Here is a 15,260-nt window from a genome sequence, read left to right on the forward strand (position 1 = left end):
GCGCAGGCTTGGCATCCCTATGATGCGTCCGAAAGGAGCCAAGTCAAATGGTCGATGTACTGGTAATCGGAGGGGGCAATGCCGCGCTATGCGCGGCGTTGATGGCGCGTGAGGCCGGCGCGTCGGTCCTGCTTCTCGAATCGGCACCGCGCGAATGGCGCGGGGGCAACTCGCAACACACGCGAAATTTGCGGTGCATGCACGATGCGCCACAGGACGTCCTCGTGGATGCCTATCCGGAAGAGGAATTCTGGCAAGACCTGTTGAAGGTCACTGGCGGCATCACCAACGAACCCCTTGCACGGCTGACGATCCGCGCCTCGTCATCCTGTCGGGCGTGGATGCGGCGACACGGCGTGCGCTTTCAGCCCCCCCTGTCCGGTGCGCTGCACGTGGCGCGTACGAATGCGTTCTTCATGGGCGGCGGCAAGGCGCTGGTCAACGCGTACTATCGCAGTGCGGAAGCACTCGGCGTGGACATCCGCTACGAAACCCCCGTCGATTCGCTGGAACTTGATGGCGCGCACTTCGTCGCTGCGCGCAGCGGTGACAAGCGGTTCGAGGCACGCGCGTGCGTTCTCGCCGCGGGCGGCTTTGAATCGAATCGTGCTTGGCTGCGCGAAGCCTGGGGCCAAAACGAGCGCGGCGAATGGCCGGCAGACAACTTCCTGATTCGCGGCACGCGATTCAACACGGGGGTGCTGATCCAACATATGACGGATGCCGGCGCGGACCTGATCGGCGAACCGTCGCAATCCCACTGCGTTGCCATCGATGCGCGTGCGCCGCTCTATGACGGCGGCATCTGCACCCGCATCGACTGCGTGTCGCTGGGTGTCGTGGTGAATCGCGACGGCGAGCGCTTCTACGACGAGGGTGAAGACTTCTGGCCCAAGCGCTATGCGATTTGGGGACGGCTCGTCGCGCATCAGCCGGGCCAGATCGGCTACTCCATCATCGACTCGAAGGCGATCGGCCGTTTCATGCCGCCGGTGTTTCCCGGCGAGAAGGCCGATACGCTGCCGGAACTTGCGCGCAAGATGGGGTTGCCGGAAGCGCGATTCATGGAAACGATCACACGCTACAACGATGCATGTCGCATCGGTACCTTCGACCACACCGCGCTCGACGACTGCCACACCGAAGGCCTTACGCCGGCCAAGACACACTGGGCACGCCGGATCGATACACCACCGTTTTACGGTTATGCGCTGCGTCCGGGCATCACGTTCACCTACCTCGGTCTGAAAACCAACGAGCGGGCACAGGTTCACTTCGGCGGCGTGGCGAGCGAGAACCTGTTCGTCGCAGGCGAAATGATGGCCGGCAACGTGCTCGGCCAAGGCTATACGGCCGGCGTTGGCATGTCGATCGGCACGGCGTTCGGACGCATTGCCGGCACGCAGGCCGCGCGCGCCGCACTCAAGACAACGGAGGCTCTCAGTGCAGCAGTCTGACGTGCTCACCCCCGAACGCACGCGGACCGCGTCGCCGTTCGATACCCCGAAAACCAAACACGACGCGTCGGGCAGCGCCGCGCGAGTGATCCCCATTGTGCCGTTGAGCCATAGCGAAGCGGAAGTGGCGAGGCAGATGCAGATATGCAACGCATGCCGCTATTGCGAGGGCTTTTGCGCCGTGTTTCCGGCCATGGCGCGACGTCTGGAATTCGGCAAGGCGGACGTCAACTACCTGGCGAATCTCTGCCATAACTGCGGCGCGTGCTATCACGCGTGCCAGTATGCACCACCGCACGAATTCGCCGTGAACGTGCCCAAGGCGATGGCGCAAGTCCGCCTCGAGACGTACACCGAGTATGCGTTTCCCGCGGCGTTGGGCGCGCTGTACAAGCGTAACGGCCTGACGTTGTCGGTCGCGCTGGCAACAGGTCTCGCACTCTTTCTGATGCTTGGTCTGGCGTTGCGCAGCGGTCTTTCGGCGCACGCCACATCAGCAAACTTCTATGCAATATTCCCGCACAACCTGCTCGCGGCAATGTTCGGCACGGTGTTTCTGTTTGCGATGCTGGCGCTCGGCGTGGGCGTAACGCGATTCTGGCGCGACGTCGCGGCGGGAACGTCGAGCGTAAGCATGCCGGCCGCCGCAGAAGCGGCAAAGCACGCGCTCACGCTTAAGTATCTCGATGGTGGCCACGGCGACGGCTGCAACGAATCGGACGATGCATTCACGCTCGCGCGACGCCGCTTCCATCACCTGACCTTCTACGGATTCCTGCTGTGCTTCGCGGCGACCGCGGTTGCAACGCTATATCACTATGCGTTCGGATGGGAGGCGCCGTATCCGTACCTGAGCGTGCCGGTGCTGCTGGGCACGGTCGGTGGCATCGGACTTCTCGTCGGGCCGGCAGGGTTGTGGTGGCTGAATCTCAGGCGCGATCCCGAACGCACCGACGTCCGCCAACGTCCGATGGACCGGGGTTTCATTGCGCTGTTGCTGTTGACGAGCGTATCCGGTCTCGCGTTGCTAGCGTTTCGTGCAACGCCCGCGATGCCGTCGCTTCTCGCGACCCATCTGGGCATTGTCATGGCGCTGTTCGCCACGCTTCCCTATGGAAAGTTTGCCCACGGCATTTTTCGCTCGGCGGCATTGCTCAAATCGTCGATCGAGAAGCGTCAAGGTCGTTCGTTAGGCCTGGGTTCGGAATAGCTTTCTCAGGGCGCCGCCGGCGCCCCTCACCTACAAAATAATCAGGAGACACCATGACCCCCACAGAATCGATCTCCGCCATTGGCGGCGGCTCGCGAGCGAGCCGAGCCGCTGCCGTGCTGCGAGTGACAAGCGGCAACTTTATCGAGCAATTCGATTTCTTTCTGTTCGGCTTCTATGCGACGTCGATCTCGAAGATATTCTTCCCGTCGACGAGCGACTTCGCCTCGTTGATGCTCACCTTCGCCGTATTTGGCGCAGGTTTTCTGATGCGCCCGCTTGGCGCGATCTTTCTCGGTGCTTACATCGACAAGGTCGGGCGGCGCACCGGTCTGATCGTTACGCTGTCGATCATGGCGAGCGGCACCATCCTGATCGCGTGCGTGCCAGGATATGCGACCATCGGGCTGCTCGCGCCAGCGCTCGTGCTGCTCGGGCGCCTTTTACAGGGCTTCTCGGCCGGCGCGGAGCTGGGCGGAGTCTCCGTCTATCTCGCGGAAATGGCCACGCCTGGCAACAAGGGCTTCTATACGAGTTGGCAGTCGGCAAGTCAGCAGGTCGCGATCGTGATGGCGGCTGCGATCGGCTACGGGTTGAACCGGTGGCTTACCGAACATCAGATCGTCGCATGGGGCTGGCGCGTGCCGTTCTTCATCGGTTGCGCAATCGTGCCGTTCCTCTTCGTGCTGCGCCGTTCATTGCAGGAGACGACGGCATTCGAAGCGCGGCGGCACCGTCCGCAGTTGCGTGAAATCTTTGCAATGCTGTGCGTCAACTGGCGCGTCGTCATCGGCGGCATGTTGCTGACGGCCATGACAACCACCACGTTCTATCTCATCACGGTCTATACGCCGACCTTTGGCAAGTCCGTGCTCAAGCTCTCGACGTCCGACAGTCTGGTGGTGACATTGCTCGCGGCCGCATCGAATTTCCTCTGGCTGCCGATCGGCGGTGCGATCTCGGACCGTGTCGGACGCAAGCCGGTTTTGCTCGCCATCTCCGTGTTGGCGATTTTCACGGCCTATCCCGCGCTCTCGTGGCTTGCCGGCGCGCCGAGCTTCGCACGCATGCTGACCGTGCTGCTGTGGTTCTCGTTCTTCTTCGGGATGTACAACGGCGCGATGGTCGCCGCGCTAACGGAGGTGATGCCCGTGGAAGTCCGCGTCGCCGGCTTCTCGTTGGCGTTCAGTCTCGCGACCGCAGTGTTCGGCGGCTTCACCCCAGCCGTTTCGACCTACCTGATCCAGATCACACACGACAAGGCTTCACCGGGCTACTGGCTGAGTTTCGCCGCGCTCTGCGGGCTCATTGCCACGCTCGGCCTGTACCGGCCAGGGCGAGGGCCCACGGCAACGTTAGTCTCGTCGGCCTGACGCATGCACGTGATGCCGTCGGCGGCCAGAAACCGGGCCGTTGACAAATATCAGGGTGCCAGCACGTTTTGTATCGATCGATATATAATGGTGTCATGTTGTGCGGTAGCCGAGTGTTTGAACGCGCAACGCCATTGCCCGTGAATGGACTCATGGTCGTTCACGGGCGGGCGCGATACGCGCGACATAGGACGGACGCGTCGATGCCGCAGCAATTCCGCCATCCATATATCTATCAAGGTACCCCTGAAATGAAACGAACTTTTCTGATCACTGGCGCAAGCAAAGGCATTGGTCGCGCGCTCAGCGAGCGTCTGGCCGCAGCGGGCCATCATGTTGTTGGCCTCTCGCGCAGTGCAAACGACGCCAGCTTCCCCGGCACGTTAGTCTCCGTCGACTTGACGGATCGACAAGCCACAACGGATGTCCTCAACGACTTGGCAAAGCGCTTCGCCTTCGATGGCGTGGTGAACAACGTCGGGTTCATTGAGCTCTCACCGCTTGGCTCGATTGACCTCGATGATCTCGATAACACCCTGCGGGAGAACCTCGTGCCCGCCGTGCAGACCGTCCAGGCCCTGCTGCCCGGGATGAAGGCGAGGGGGTGGGGGCGCATCGTCAATCTGTCCAGTCTCGTGGTCCTGGGCGTTGCCAAGCGATCGACCTATGCGGCAGCGAAAGCCGCGATGATCAGTTTTACGCGAACCTGGGCCCTGGAGTTGGCCGAGACGGGTATCACCGTGAACGCCGTGGCGCCTGGGCCGACAGAAACCGAAATGTTTCGTGCCAACACGCCGCCGGGGAGCGAGGCCGAGCAGCGCTTTCTCTCGCTCGTTCCGATGAAGCGATTCGGACGCCCCGATGAGTTGGCCGCAGCCGTAGCGTTCCTGCTGGGCGAGGACGCCGGTTTCATCACGGGACAAACATTGTTTGTCGACGGTGGGGCATCGATCGGACGGGCAATGATCTGACCGCGTTCTTCAGCGCCCTCGACGGCGTGGTTCAATCGAGGTGCAGGGGGCGCAATCCAAGGTGCGTCAGGGCGGGAGATACCGCCCCGACGAGCCAATCACGTGCAGGGTGTACGCGCGCGATCACGCGAAGGCCGAGCAAAACGGCAAGCAAATGATCGGCAGCCTGCTCGGCGTCAATGTCGGAGCGCATTTCACCGGTGCGCTGGCCGGCATCAATACTGCGCAGAAAGAAGTCGCGAATGCGGGTGAGCTCCTCGGTAATGGCATCGCGTAATTCCGAATCGCCCGGCGCAGCCTCAAGCACCGAGTTCACCATCAGACAACCACGTTGCGCCTTGTCGTCGAGCGATCGCTGGACAACGTCGGCGAAAAAATCCGTCAGCGCCGCGCCCGGCGTCGCCGCCGACTCGTGCTGGGCAATACGCTCGCGCAGCGTCTGGTTCAAATAGTGGTCCAGTACACGAAGGAACAGGGTGCGTTTGTCGCCGAACGCGTTATAGAGACTCGGCTGTGTGAGCCCCGTCGCCTTCACCAGATCACGCGTCGATGTCGCTTCGTAACCGCGCGCCCAAAAAGCATCGCGGGCAGCGTTGAGGACATCCGTCGAGTCGAATCCGCGTGGGCGGCCCATGGGCGGCTCCTGAATTAAGGGAAAAGCACATTTTATATCAATTGATATGAAATGGCGATGCACCAGGCAACAGGATTAAGAAAGACTTTGAATTTGTCTGCAAAGTCAATTATAGTTAATGTCAGAAAATTAGGAACCGCTCCCGCGAACTGTCCTTCGCGCAGGGAATGTCGGGCGTCACCGGATGTTGATTCACTGGGACGCCCGCATTTTCGGCCATTTATCTGACCAATCAAATAGTGATTTATCAACTATAACCCGAGGCTTACCATGACCCCGTCCAGCGCTACCGGCACGCCCGCGCCTCTCACTGGCGCGCGCTTTGCGATCGGCACCTTCGCCGTCGCGCTCGCCACTTTCATGAATGTGCTCGACTCGTCCATCGCAAACGTTGCGATTCCGACGCTCTCGGGCAATCTGGGAGTGTCGGTAGACGAGGGGACATGGGTGATCACGCTCTTTGCCGCGGCAAATGCAGTCTCGATTCCACTGACGGGTTGGTTGACGCAGCGCGTTGGACAAGTGCGGTTGTTTGTCTGGGCGATTCTGCTGTTCGTTCTGTCCTCTGCGGCATGCGGGCTTGCGCCGAATCTGATGACCCTGCTTGTCGCACGCGTGGTGCAAGGCGCGGTGGCGGGTCCGCTCGTGCCATTGTCTCAGGCCTTGCTGCTGGCGTCGTTCCCAAAGGACAAAAGCGCCAGCGCGCTCTCGCTTTGGGCGATGACCGCTACGGTCGGGCCAATCGCGGGCCCGGCGCTTGGCGGGTGGATTACCGATAGCTACAGTTGGTCGTGGATCTTCTACATCAATATCCCGGTGGGTCTTTTCGCGGCGGCCGCGATCTGGGCTATCTACCGCGAACGCGAAACGCCTTCCCGAAAGTTGCCCATCGACAAGGTGGGTCTCGTCTCGCTGATTGCGTGGGTCGGATCGCTGCAGATCATGCTGGACAAGGGAAAAGATCTTGACTGGTTCGACTCGCCAATCATCTGGGCGCTCGGGGTGGTTGCGCTGGTCTCGTTTGCGTTCTTCCTGATATGGGAGCTGACCGAGGAACGACCTGTCGTCGATCTACGACTGTTTCAACGCCGCAATTTCCTGGGTGGGACGGTGGCGATCTCGGTCGCCTACGCAGTGTTCTTCGCGAATCTCGTCATCCTGCCGCAGTGGATACAAGGATCCCTTGGCTACCCCGCGATCGATGCGGGACTGGTCACCGCGCCGCTGGGCATCTTCGCCGTCATACTGGCGCCGATCATGGGGCGCATCATGCCTCGCTCCGATATGCGGGTTCTCGCGACGCTCGCCTTCATCGGCTTCGCAGGCGTGTTTTTTATGCGCTCGCACTACACGACCGATATCGACCGTTTCAGTCTCGTACTTCCAACGCTGTTGCAGGGCATCCCGACCGCGTTGTTTTTCACGCCGCTGACGGCCATCATCCTGTCCGGGTTACCCCCGGAAAAGATCCCCGCGGCCGCTGGCTTGTCGAACTTCGCCAGGATATTCGCGGGTGCGGTGGGAACGTCGCTGGTCGCGACCGGCTGGAACAACCGGACGGTTCTGCACCACGCGCGTCTGGCAGAGCAAACGAGTATCAATCATCCCGCGTTCGTTGACACGCTGGACAAATTACAGCTCGCCGCGGGCGCGGGCACACCGAAAGCGCTCGCGCTGCTCGAACGCGCCCTGAATGCACAGGCGACGATTCTGGGACTGAACGACATTTTCTGGCTGTCGTCGGTCATCTTTATCGTCATCATTCCGTTGATCTGGGTCACCCGGCCGGTGAAGGGGGCAGGGGCGGGCGCGGCAGGCGCCGCAGGGCACTGATCGCCTTGCGGACGGCGTTTCACACTTGACATTATCTGACTTTACACCTATTGTCTAAATCAGACAAAAGGAGCCTGCGATGGATCACTATAGCGCGATGAATTTCAGCCTGACGCAAAGTATTGGATTCTTGCTGACCAAAGCGCGCAACGTCTTGTCTGCCGAAGTGGATGCCAAGCTCAAGGAACTCGATATTTCCAGCCAACAAATGGGCATTCTGCTGTCGTTGCAGCGCGGCGTTGCCACGACGCCGTTCGAACTGTCGCGCCTGCTCGGTATCGATACCGGACTCATGACTCGTATGCTAGATAAGCTCGAGGCAAAGGGGCTGCTGAGTCGATCACGCAGCGTCGAAGATCGCCGTGTCGTCAACCTTAGTTTGACGTCAGCCGGCGAAACGGCGGCAGGCCGAATTCCCGAGATCGTACCGCCGGTGCTTAACGCTAGACTACGGAACTTCAGCGAGTCGGAATTTGAAGAACTGAAGCGGCTTTTGACAAAGTTTGTGGGGGATGAATAAAGAGCGAGACCGTGTTTCGTCTTTTTTTCTCCAATTATCTGACAGGTCAGAAAATGAAAACGCAGAATTTAACCGTCAAAGCCGTTTCGCGAGGGCTCACGCTGGCCCTGTCGACGATGTGCATTGCCATTACGTCCGCCTGTGCGAACTTCTCGGGCATTCATGACGACCGGCAAATGTCGACGCCGGAGCACTACACGTCATCGCAAAGCCTTCCCGCCGAGCGAGGTCACTGGCCGTCTGCGGACTGGGCGGACCAGTTCGGCGACAGCCAACTGAGCGCACTGATCGCCGAGGCGCTTGGCGGGAGTCCGACACTTGAGCAGGCACGCGCTCGCGTGGCCGCCGCCGAAGCCTTCAGCGAAACCGCGACTGCCAAGACGCTGCCGCATATCGATGCGGATAACGCGCTCACGCGCACCCAATACAGTGCCAATGCATTGGTTCCGCCGCCTTACGCAGGTTCCTGGCAAACGGAGAACCGGGGGCTTTTGTCCGCGTCCTTCGACCTGGATCTATGGGGCAAAAATCGCGAGGCGCTCAAAGCGAGCGTGTCGCAAACCGAGGCCGCGCGTGCCGATGCGGAAATGGTGCGGCTCACGCTGACCGAGGCGATTGCCCGCACATACAACCGGCTCGCGCTTCAGTTCGTGTTGCACGACATGGCTGAGCGCGAGGTGCGCAACCGCGAAGCGATCAACGCCATCGAAAGCCGCCGCGTTGCGAGCGGGCTCGATACGGAAGTCCAACACAAGTTGGCGCAAACCCGCCTCTCGGCGAGCAAAAGCAAGCTTGTGGGTCTGGACGGCAGCATTCGCGCCACCCGCTACCAACTTGCCTCGCTGATGGGGGAGGGGCCGGACCGCGGGCTGTCGATCGCTCGGCCGGCCTTGGGCATGGGCAACGACATTCGCCTGCCTGACAACCTGCCCGCGGACCTCGTGAGTCGGCGCCCCGATATCGTGGCCGCGCGCTGGCGCGTTGTTTCGCTCGCTCATGAAGTGAAAGTGGCCAAAGCCGAGTTTTATCCGGACATCAACTTGAGCGCGGCTGTCGGACTCGACGTGCTCGGCTTGGGCCGATTGCTCACCGCCGCGAGCCGCACGGCGTCCATGGGAGCGGCCATTCATCTCCCAATCTTCGATGCAGGCGCATTGCGTGCCCAGCTCAAGGGACGCTACGCGGAATATGACGGCGCCGTCGCACGTTACAACCAAACGCTTTTGACGGCGCTGGGTCAAGTCGCCACACAAATCGCCGAACTCCGCACAACGGACGTACAGCTCAACGATGCGCGCGATGCCCAGAACGCCACACGCCAGGCCAACCACCTCGCGAGTCTGCAATTCCAGACCGGCATCGCCAACCAGCTCACGGTCCTCGACGCCGACTTGAACACACTCGCCGCAGAAGCATCGGTAGCCGATCTGGAAATGCGTCGTCGCGATCGACAGATTCAGTTGGCTGCGGCGCTGGGGGGCGGCTTTGTGGATGCGTCCGTGGCGCACCCGCGTAATACGCCGGCCGCGGTGGCGGCGCGTTGAACGTAACGACTCGAACACCGAACGACAGGAGCAAGATCATGACCGACACCAACAATATCGAAGGCGCCGCGGGAGACCGTCGGCCTGCGCACACGAAGGGGAGCGGGGTAGGGCGCATGGAACCGGCGTCGGCCCCGACCACGACGGCGACCACAGGGCGTGCATCGCGACGCAATCGCCTGCTGGCGCTCCTCGCCGTTACGACGCTGGCCGCCGGGGCGGCATGGGCGACTTACTACTACGGATACGCGCGCTTTCACCAGACGACCGACGATGCCTACGTGAGTGGCAATCTCGTGCAATTGACGCCCCAGGTCGCGGGCACGGTGATTGCCGTCAACGCCGACGATACGCAGATAGTGAAGTCCGGTGATCCCGTCGTAAAGCTCGACGCGGCCGATGCCGCAGTCGCACTTCAGAATGCCGAGGCAGCGCTTGGCCAGGCCGTGCGGCAGGTGAGCGGTCTCTATGCCAACAACAACTTCTACAGTGCGGCACTGGCACAACGGCAGGCCGATCTGACACGTGCCATCGCCGATCTGAAGCGCCGCGAGGCGTTGGCGGGCACGGGGGCGGTTTCCGGAGAGGACATTGCGCACGCTCGCGATACGGTTGACGCCGCGCGCGCCGCGGTTGAGGCCGCACGCCAGCAGGCCAAGGCGAATCGCGCGTTGACGGCACGAACGAGCATTGAGCAACATCCGGCGGTGCAGGCCGCGGCGGCGAATGTTCGGGCGGCATATCTCGCGTTCGCGCGGAACACGTTGCCTGCGCCGGTGACGGGCTACGTCGCGCGACGTGCCGTTCAGGTTGGGCAGCATGTGTCCTCGGGGGCGCCGCTCATGGCGATCGTGCCTCTGAACGGCGTGTGGGTCGAGGCGAACTTCAAGGAAATCCAGCTCAGGCACATGCGCGTTGGTCAGCCCGTCACGCTGAGCGCGGACGTCTATGGATCGAGCGTGACGTACCACGGGCATGTCGTCGGCTTTTCCGCCGGTACGGGCAGTGCTTTTGCGGTACTCCCCGCACAGAATGCCACGGGCAACTGGATCAAGGTCGTGCAGCGCCTTCCGGTGCGCATTCAACTCGATCCCCGCGAACTCGCGGCACATCCGCTGCGTCTCGGACTCTCGATGCAGGTGGATGTCAGCACGCGCGACGATTCGGGATCACAACTTGCAGCGGCGAAGACAACGAGCTATCGCACCGACGTATTCGATCACTACGGCGCGCAGGCGGATGCCGAGATCGCGAACATCATCGCGCGCAATGCAACCCCGCCCAGCGGCGTGAGCGATTGAGCTTTCGTCTGAGCGGTATGCGCAGAACTTACGATAAGCACGCCCGCGCCGTCGACACCTTGCGCGAGGCGCTACCGCGAGCGGACGGGGAGGGCAGGGAAAGTTCGCTCTGACACGGCGTGCTTTCGTTGGCGACGTGCCGACTGACGCCGACATCGCGTTTTCGCGCCAGGCACACCTGGCCGAAAATTTTGATCGAATTTTTACGGCGCAATTCCGAGCGTTTACGTCGTCGTTGCATTGGCTGTGCTTGAATGGAATCGACGAAGAAACCGCGTGTAAGCGCAGCAGAGGTCCATAATGCTTAAAGTACTCATTCCCGTGCTCGGAACCCAAGGCGCCATCGAGGCGGCACGTCACGGCGCATTCATGTTCGCCGAGCGATGTGTGTCAAACGTCGAGATCATCGAGGTGCTTGACGACGCGACCGGAAGTCGCGCCGTTGCGTTCCATTCGCTGAGCGCATTGCGTAGACGCGAAAAGCACGCCGCACGTGACGCTCTCATGCAGACACGGGCGATTCTTGAAGACGCCGGGGTCCCATATACGTGGAAGCGCGTGTTCGGGCCGGCGGAACGAACGATCGCGAAATATGCCGCACAAAGTCATGCGGATATCGTGATCCTTGATGCGAGCCACCTGGGCTTCTTTCACAGATGGGCCGTGCTCGCCCGACTGTGGCACCTTAGCCACACGCCAGTGACGATGCTCCACTGAAACGGTTGGGGACACCGTAATGACCCAGCGGAACCCGCACAACCGGGCGGCTAACGCATTCTGCCCGAACCGAAGTCCGCGAAACATCCGTCAGCGACCAGATTCATGCCCGGGTCCACACCTGCCCCAGTCCGTAACAGGCGGCCCCAAGCATGCCAACGAAGAAACCGACTGGCCAGTTGGAAATATACGAGAGGGCGATCGATGTCCACGCCGTGGCGAGCGAAACGCCAACCGACACACATATCGCAGGAATCGGCCGGTCAGTCAGCGAGCGGGCCGCAGCCGCGGGCCCAATCATCAGGCTGAACACAAGCAGCGCGCCTACTACCGGCAGTGCCATGGCCGTCGCAAGCGCCAGGATGCTCATGAACGCAAATTCCATCGCGCGGTTCGATACGCCTCTCGCCTTCGCGAGATCCGGCGACACCGAACTGAGCAGGAGTGGCCGGAAGAGCACCGCCGTAACCGCAATCGCGAAACAGCCGATTACTGCGACGGGCGCGAGATCGGTGTTGCTGACGCCCAGCACTTCGCCGAAAAGGAGAGCATAGACCTCTTGCGAATACTCGTTCGTCATGCTCAGGAACAACGCCCCGAGGCCTAGCAGCGTGATGAGGCAAAGGGCGGTTGCGACTTCGTGTCGTCCGCGCCGGCTCAGCCAACTGATTCCGATGACGCCGAGACCAGCAAACGCGATCAGGCCGAAGAGCGGATTGATACCGAGCAGGCTTGCCGCTGCAGCGCCCGGAAAGGTGCCGAGCGGCAAGGCGTGCGCAGCGAACGAGGCGCCCCGAATGACCACGAAGAATCCGATGACACCGGCGACCGCCGCCACGATGCTCGCCACAATCCACGTGTTGGTCATGAAACTGGAGAACATCGTCAGACCTCACCCGCTTCGCCGGAGCGCAGGGCAATCCACGTACCTGTCGAACGCTTCCGGTCCAGTCCGGTGTGTCCTGTGACGACGTACAGCACGAAGATTAGCGTCACCACGAAGAAGCTCACGGGCCAGCCGTGCCCGGGCGTCCAGTAGTAACTGTCGTACGCGAGCAGAATGCCACCCCAGGTCGCGCCCACACCGATCAACGCGGACAGACCCGCGGCCCAGCTGGGCCGCTTCGCCACCCGCAAGGCGATCGCCGCCGGACCGATCAGGAGTGCGGTCGACAGGATGGCGCCAACGGTGATAGCTGACAGGGAAACGGCGAGCGCCAGTGCCAGCAGGTGCAGAAGTCCGACCGTCCGTACACGCACGCCCCTCACTGCCGCCAGTTCCGGGTCGAGGGAACTGAGCAGCAAGGGACGGTAAAGCACGCCCGCGGCAATCAACGTGCCGGTACCCACCGCCAGTGCGAGCGGAATGATCGATGCCGGAATCGCGAACATCGAACCGAACATGACGGTGATCGCCGCTCCAGTCGTGCTTTTCGATGTCACGTCGAGATACAGAAACAGCGCGGCAAGGCCAAGCCCCGCGCCCAGCACCACGCCGGTCACAAGATCGCGCTCACGGGCGCGGCGCACCCGCACCAGTTCCATGCCACCCGCGGCCATGACTGCCATGATGAGAAATCCAAGCAACGGGTTGATGCCGAGCAGGAACGACGCTGCACCGCCCGCGCTGCTAACATCGGCCAGCGCGTGACCGGCGAAGGCCTGGCCCCGAATCACCGTGAACACGCCAATCACGCCGGATACGAGTGCGGCGCCGCCCCCGACCACCATCGCGGTATGCACCGGTTCGTTGGTAAAGAAGCCCGGTTCAAAGATCAGGGTGAGTAGCGAATCCATCTTGAATCAGGGAACCTGCGCAATATGAACGGGATCCTGGCGGATAGCGGAAAGAATCTCGGCCTCGTTGCCGGCGGCAATCACCAGCACCCGGCCGTGCACGCGGACGACATCAATGTGGTAACCGTACAGTCTGCTCAGAACTTCGGTACGCACCACTTCGTCCGCCGACCCGCTCGCTGCCTGACCGTTGGCGAGGTAGACGATCCGGTCCATCACTGGCAGCAAGGGATTCATGTCATGCGCCGAAAGCAGGACCGCAAGCCCATGCTCGACACTGAGGCGGTGTAATAGCGCGACAATTTCGGCGACGCTGCGCATGTCGAGGTTGGCCAGAGGTTCGTCTAGCAACAGCAGCCGGGGACGGCGAACCAGCGCGTGTGCGATCAGCACTCGTTGCTGCTGTCCACCGGATAGTTCTCCGATGCGCTGGTCGGCGAAAAGCTCTGCATCCACGGCCTCGAGCATCTCGTCGACTGCCTCGCGGCGCTTGCGCGATGGCAACGGTAGACCGAGCCGATGGCCATCAAGGCCGAGCGACACCAGATCCCGCGCACGCATCGGAAGGTAGGGGTCGAGCGCAATCTTCTGCGGAACGTAACCCACCGAGGTCAGGCTACGCGCACCATTGATCCGGATGCTGCCCGCGCTCGCTGCCTGGAAGCCGAGGATCGTGCGCAGCAGCGTGGTCTTGCCCGAACCGTTCGAACCGATGAGGCCGCAGAACTCTCCCGCTTCCAGCCTGAAACTCACCTCATGAAGCACCCTGTGCCCCGGGAACGAGACGCTCACCCGGTCGACTGCAAGGACCTCGTTCGCAAGGCACATGCCGGTCACTTTGCAGCCTGCAAGGTTTCGGTGGACACCTTCGAAGTCACGGCCTTTTCCAGTGCATTGACTTCCGCCAGCATCCACGACTGGTAAGTAAAGCCGGGGGTTGGCATGGTCTCATAGACGCCGACTACCGGAATACCATTTTTCTTGGCCAGATTGAGGAACGACTGGGTGAGCGCATCCGTGACCTGCTGGTTGTAGACGAACACCTTGACCTTGTGGTCCGTGAACAGGCTGTTCTGTCTTGTCACGTCCTGCGGAGAGGGATCGGTGCCGTTCATGATCGCCGCCTGCAGGCTGAAGGGGGTGGCCATGTCGATGCCGACCGCTTCGAGCATGTAGTTGGCGACCGGCTCCGTCACCGCAACGGGCGTTTTCGCGTAGTGAGTCTTGAACGTTGCAATCGCGGCCAGCCAGGGCTTGAGTGATGCGTCGAACTTCTTCACGTTGGCCTGGAAGTAGGCCGCCTGCGCCGGGTTCAGTGCGGACAGGTCCGCCGCCACCGCCTTCGCGACCGCCGGCATCGTTTTCGGGTCGTACCAGAGATGCGGGTTTGGCGTGCTGTCGGGCAGTCCGAGCAGGTGCTGGGCGTCGATAACCTTGCGTTTGCTATTGGGCGCAGCAGAGATGATCTTGTCGGCCCAGGCGTCGTATCCCACACCGTTCTTCACGATCAGGTCGGCGGAAGCAATCTGCGCGGCCACCTTCGGGTTGACCTCGAAGGTGTGCGGATCCGTGTTGGGATCCGTTTCGATCGCGCTCACCTGAACATACTTGCCGCCGATCTGGGCGATGACGTCGGCGTACTCGTTTTCCACACCGATGGCATTGATTACGCCAGGCGCCGCTGCTGCGGCTATGGCGCTGCCCTGATACCCGATAAGCAGAACCAATGCAGCGGACAGGCTAGCGATGATCCTGCTTGCATCGCACGAGGCAGACGGCTTTGACGGTCCCGAGCGCATCGACTGGCCATGATGAACGGGGGTGCGTGACGTAGCGGCGATCATTTTCATTGGCGTTCCTGGTAACGACAAAATAGAATTTCCTCATTGAGCGATACGTTATA

At 61.6% G+C, this 15,260-nt stretch carries 14 protein-coding genes; 9 read left to right on the forward strand and 5 right to left on the reverse strand.

What is annotated here, in order from left to right; genetic code table 11:
- The first annotated feature begins 47 nt into the window (after positions 1 to 47).
- From tcuA to PEP31012_RS19865, 4 genes are all read left to right on the forward strand, one after another.
- The gene (gene tcuA, locus PEP31012_RS19850) at positions 48 to 1,457 is read left to right on the forward strand and encodes an FAD-dependent tricarballylate dehydrogenase TcuA (RefSeq protein WP_150591021.1); all 1,410 of its coding nucleotides are present in this window, start codon (positions 48 to 50) and stop codon (positions 1,455 to 1,457) included.
- Positions 1,444 to 2,667, forward strand: coding sequence for a tricarballylate utilization 4Fe-4S protein TcuB (tcuB, locus tag PEP31012_RS19855; RefSeq protein ID WP_150591022.1), 1,224 nt, complete (start codon positions 1,444 to 1,446; stop codon positions 2,665 to 2,667). Before tcuA ends, tcuB begins: the two co-directional genes overlap by 14 nt.
- Positions 2,668 to 2,720: 53 nt before the next feature.
- Positions 2,721 to 4,040, forward strand: a complete 1,320-nt coding sequence (gene tcuC / locus PEP31012_RS19860) for an MFS transporter (RefSeq protein WP_150591023.1) — start codon at positions 2,721 to 2,723, stop codon at positions 4,038 to 4,040.
- Between the two features lie 251 nt (positions 4,041 to 4,291).
- Positions 4,292 to 5,011 (forward strand): SDR family oxidoreductase, encoded by a 720-nt coding sequence (locus PEP31012_RS19865; RefSeq protein ID WP_150591061.1) that lies wholly within the window; start codon positions 4,292 to 4,294, stop codon positions 5,009 to 5,011.
- A 31-nt stretch (positions 5,012 to 5,042) separates the two neighbouring features.
- On the opposite strand, the gene PEP31012_RS19870 is transcribed toward PEP31012_RS19865, so the two are convergent.
- Positions 5,043 to 5,708, reverse strand: a complete 666-nt coding sequence (locus PEP31012_RS19870; protein WP_343039909.1) for a TetR/AcrR family transcriptional regulator — start codon at positions 5,706 to 5,708, stop codon at positions 5,043 to 5,045.
- Between the two features lie 207 nt (positions 5,709 to 5,915).
- Here PEP31012_RS19870 and PEP31012_RS19875 point away from each other — a divergent pair, with 207 nt between their 5' ends.
- From PEP31012_RS19875 to PEP31012_RS19895, 5 genes are all read left to right on the forward strand, one after another.
- Positions 5,916 to 7,478, forward strand: a complete 1,563-nt coding sequence (locus PEP31012_RS19875) for a DHA2 family efflux MFS transporter permease subunit (RefSeq protein ID WP_150591024.1) — start codon at positions 5,916 to 5,918, stop codon at positions 7,476 to 7,478.
- Positions 7,479 to 7,557: 79 nt separating this feature from the next.
- Positions 7,558 to 7,998, forward strand: coding sequence for a MarR family winged helix-turn-helix transcriptional regulator (locus PEP31012_RS19880; protein ID WP_150591025.1), 441 nt, complete (start codon positions 7,558 to 7,560; stop codon positions 7,996 to 7,998).
- Between the two features lie 53 nt (positions 7,999 to 8,051).
- The gene (locus tag PEP31012_RS19885; protein WP_150591026.1) at positions 8,052 to 9,542 is read left to right on the forward strand and encodes an efflux transporter outer membrane subunit; all 1,491 of its coding nucleotides are present in this window, start codon (positions 8,052 to 8,054) and stop codon (positions 9,540 to 9,542) included.
- Positions 9,543 to 9,658: 116 nt separating this feature from the next.
- Positions 9,659 to 10,843, forward strand: coding sequence for an HlyD/EmrA/EmrK family protein (locus tag PEP31012_RS19890; protein ID WP_150591063.1), 1,185 nt, complete (start codon positions 9,659 to 9,661; stop codon positions 10,841 to 10,843).
- A 300-nt stretch (positions 10,844 to 11,143) separates the two neighbouring features.
- Positions 11,144 to 11,560: a universal stress protein gene (locus PEP31012_RS19895; protein ID WP_150591027.1), complete on the forward strand. Its 417-nt coding sequence runs from the start codon at positions 11,144 to 11,146 to the stop codon at positions 11,558 to 11,560.
- A 103-nt stretch (positions 11,561 to 11,663) separates the two neighbouring features.
- On the opposite strand, the gene PEP31012_RS19900 is transcribed toward PEP31012_RS19895, so the two are convergent.
- From PEP31012_RS19900 to PEP31012_RS19915, 4 genes are read right to left on the reverse strand one after another with little or no spacing between them, the layout of a single operon-like run.
- Positions 11,664 to 12,443 carry a metal ABC transporter permease gene (locus PEP31012_RS19900; protein ID WP_150591028.1) on the reverse strand — a complete coding sequence of 260 codons (780 nt, stop codon included), beginning with the start codon at positions 12,441 to 12,443 and terminating at the stop codon, positions 11,664 to 11,666.
- A 2-nt stretch (positions 12,444 to 12,445) separates the two neighbouring features.
- Complete coding sequence (locus PEP31012_RS19905) at positions 12,446 to 13,357, reverse strand: metal ABC transporter permease (protein ID WP_150591029.1); 912 nt, start codon at positions 13,355 to 13,357, stop codon at positions 12,446 to 12,448.
- A gap of 6 nt (positions 13,358 to 13,363) precedes the next feature.
- A complete protein-coding gene (locus tag PEP31012_RS19910; protein WP_150591030.1) occupies positions 13,364 to 14,185 on the reverse strand; it encodes a metal ABC transporter ATP-binding protein in 822 nt (273 codons plus the stop codon).
- Between the two features lie 5 nt (positions 14,186 to 14,190).
- Complete coding sequence (locus PEP31012_RS19915) at positions 14,191 to 15,207, reverse strand: metal ABC transporter solute-binding protein, Zn/Mn family (RefSeq protein WP_246171391.1); 1,017 nt, start codon at positions 15,205 to 15,207, stop codon at positions 14,191 to 14,193.
- Positions 15,208 to 15,260: the final 53 nt, after the last annotated feature.

The organism is Pandoraea eparura (genome assembly GCF_902459725.1).
In the GTDB taxonomy this organism is placed as follows: Bacteria; Pseudomonadota; Gammaproteobacteria; order Burkholderiales; family Burkholderiaceae; genus Pandoraea; species Pandoraea eparura.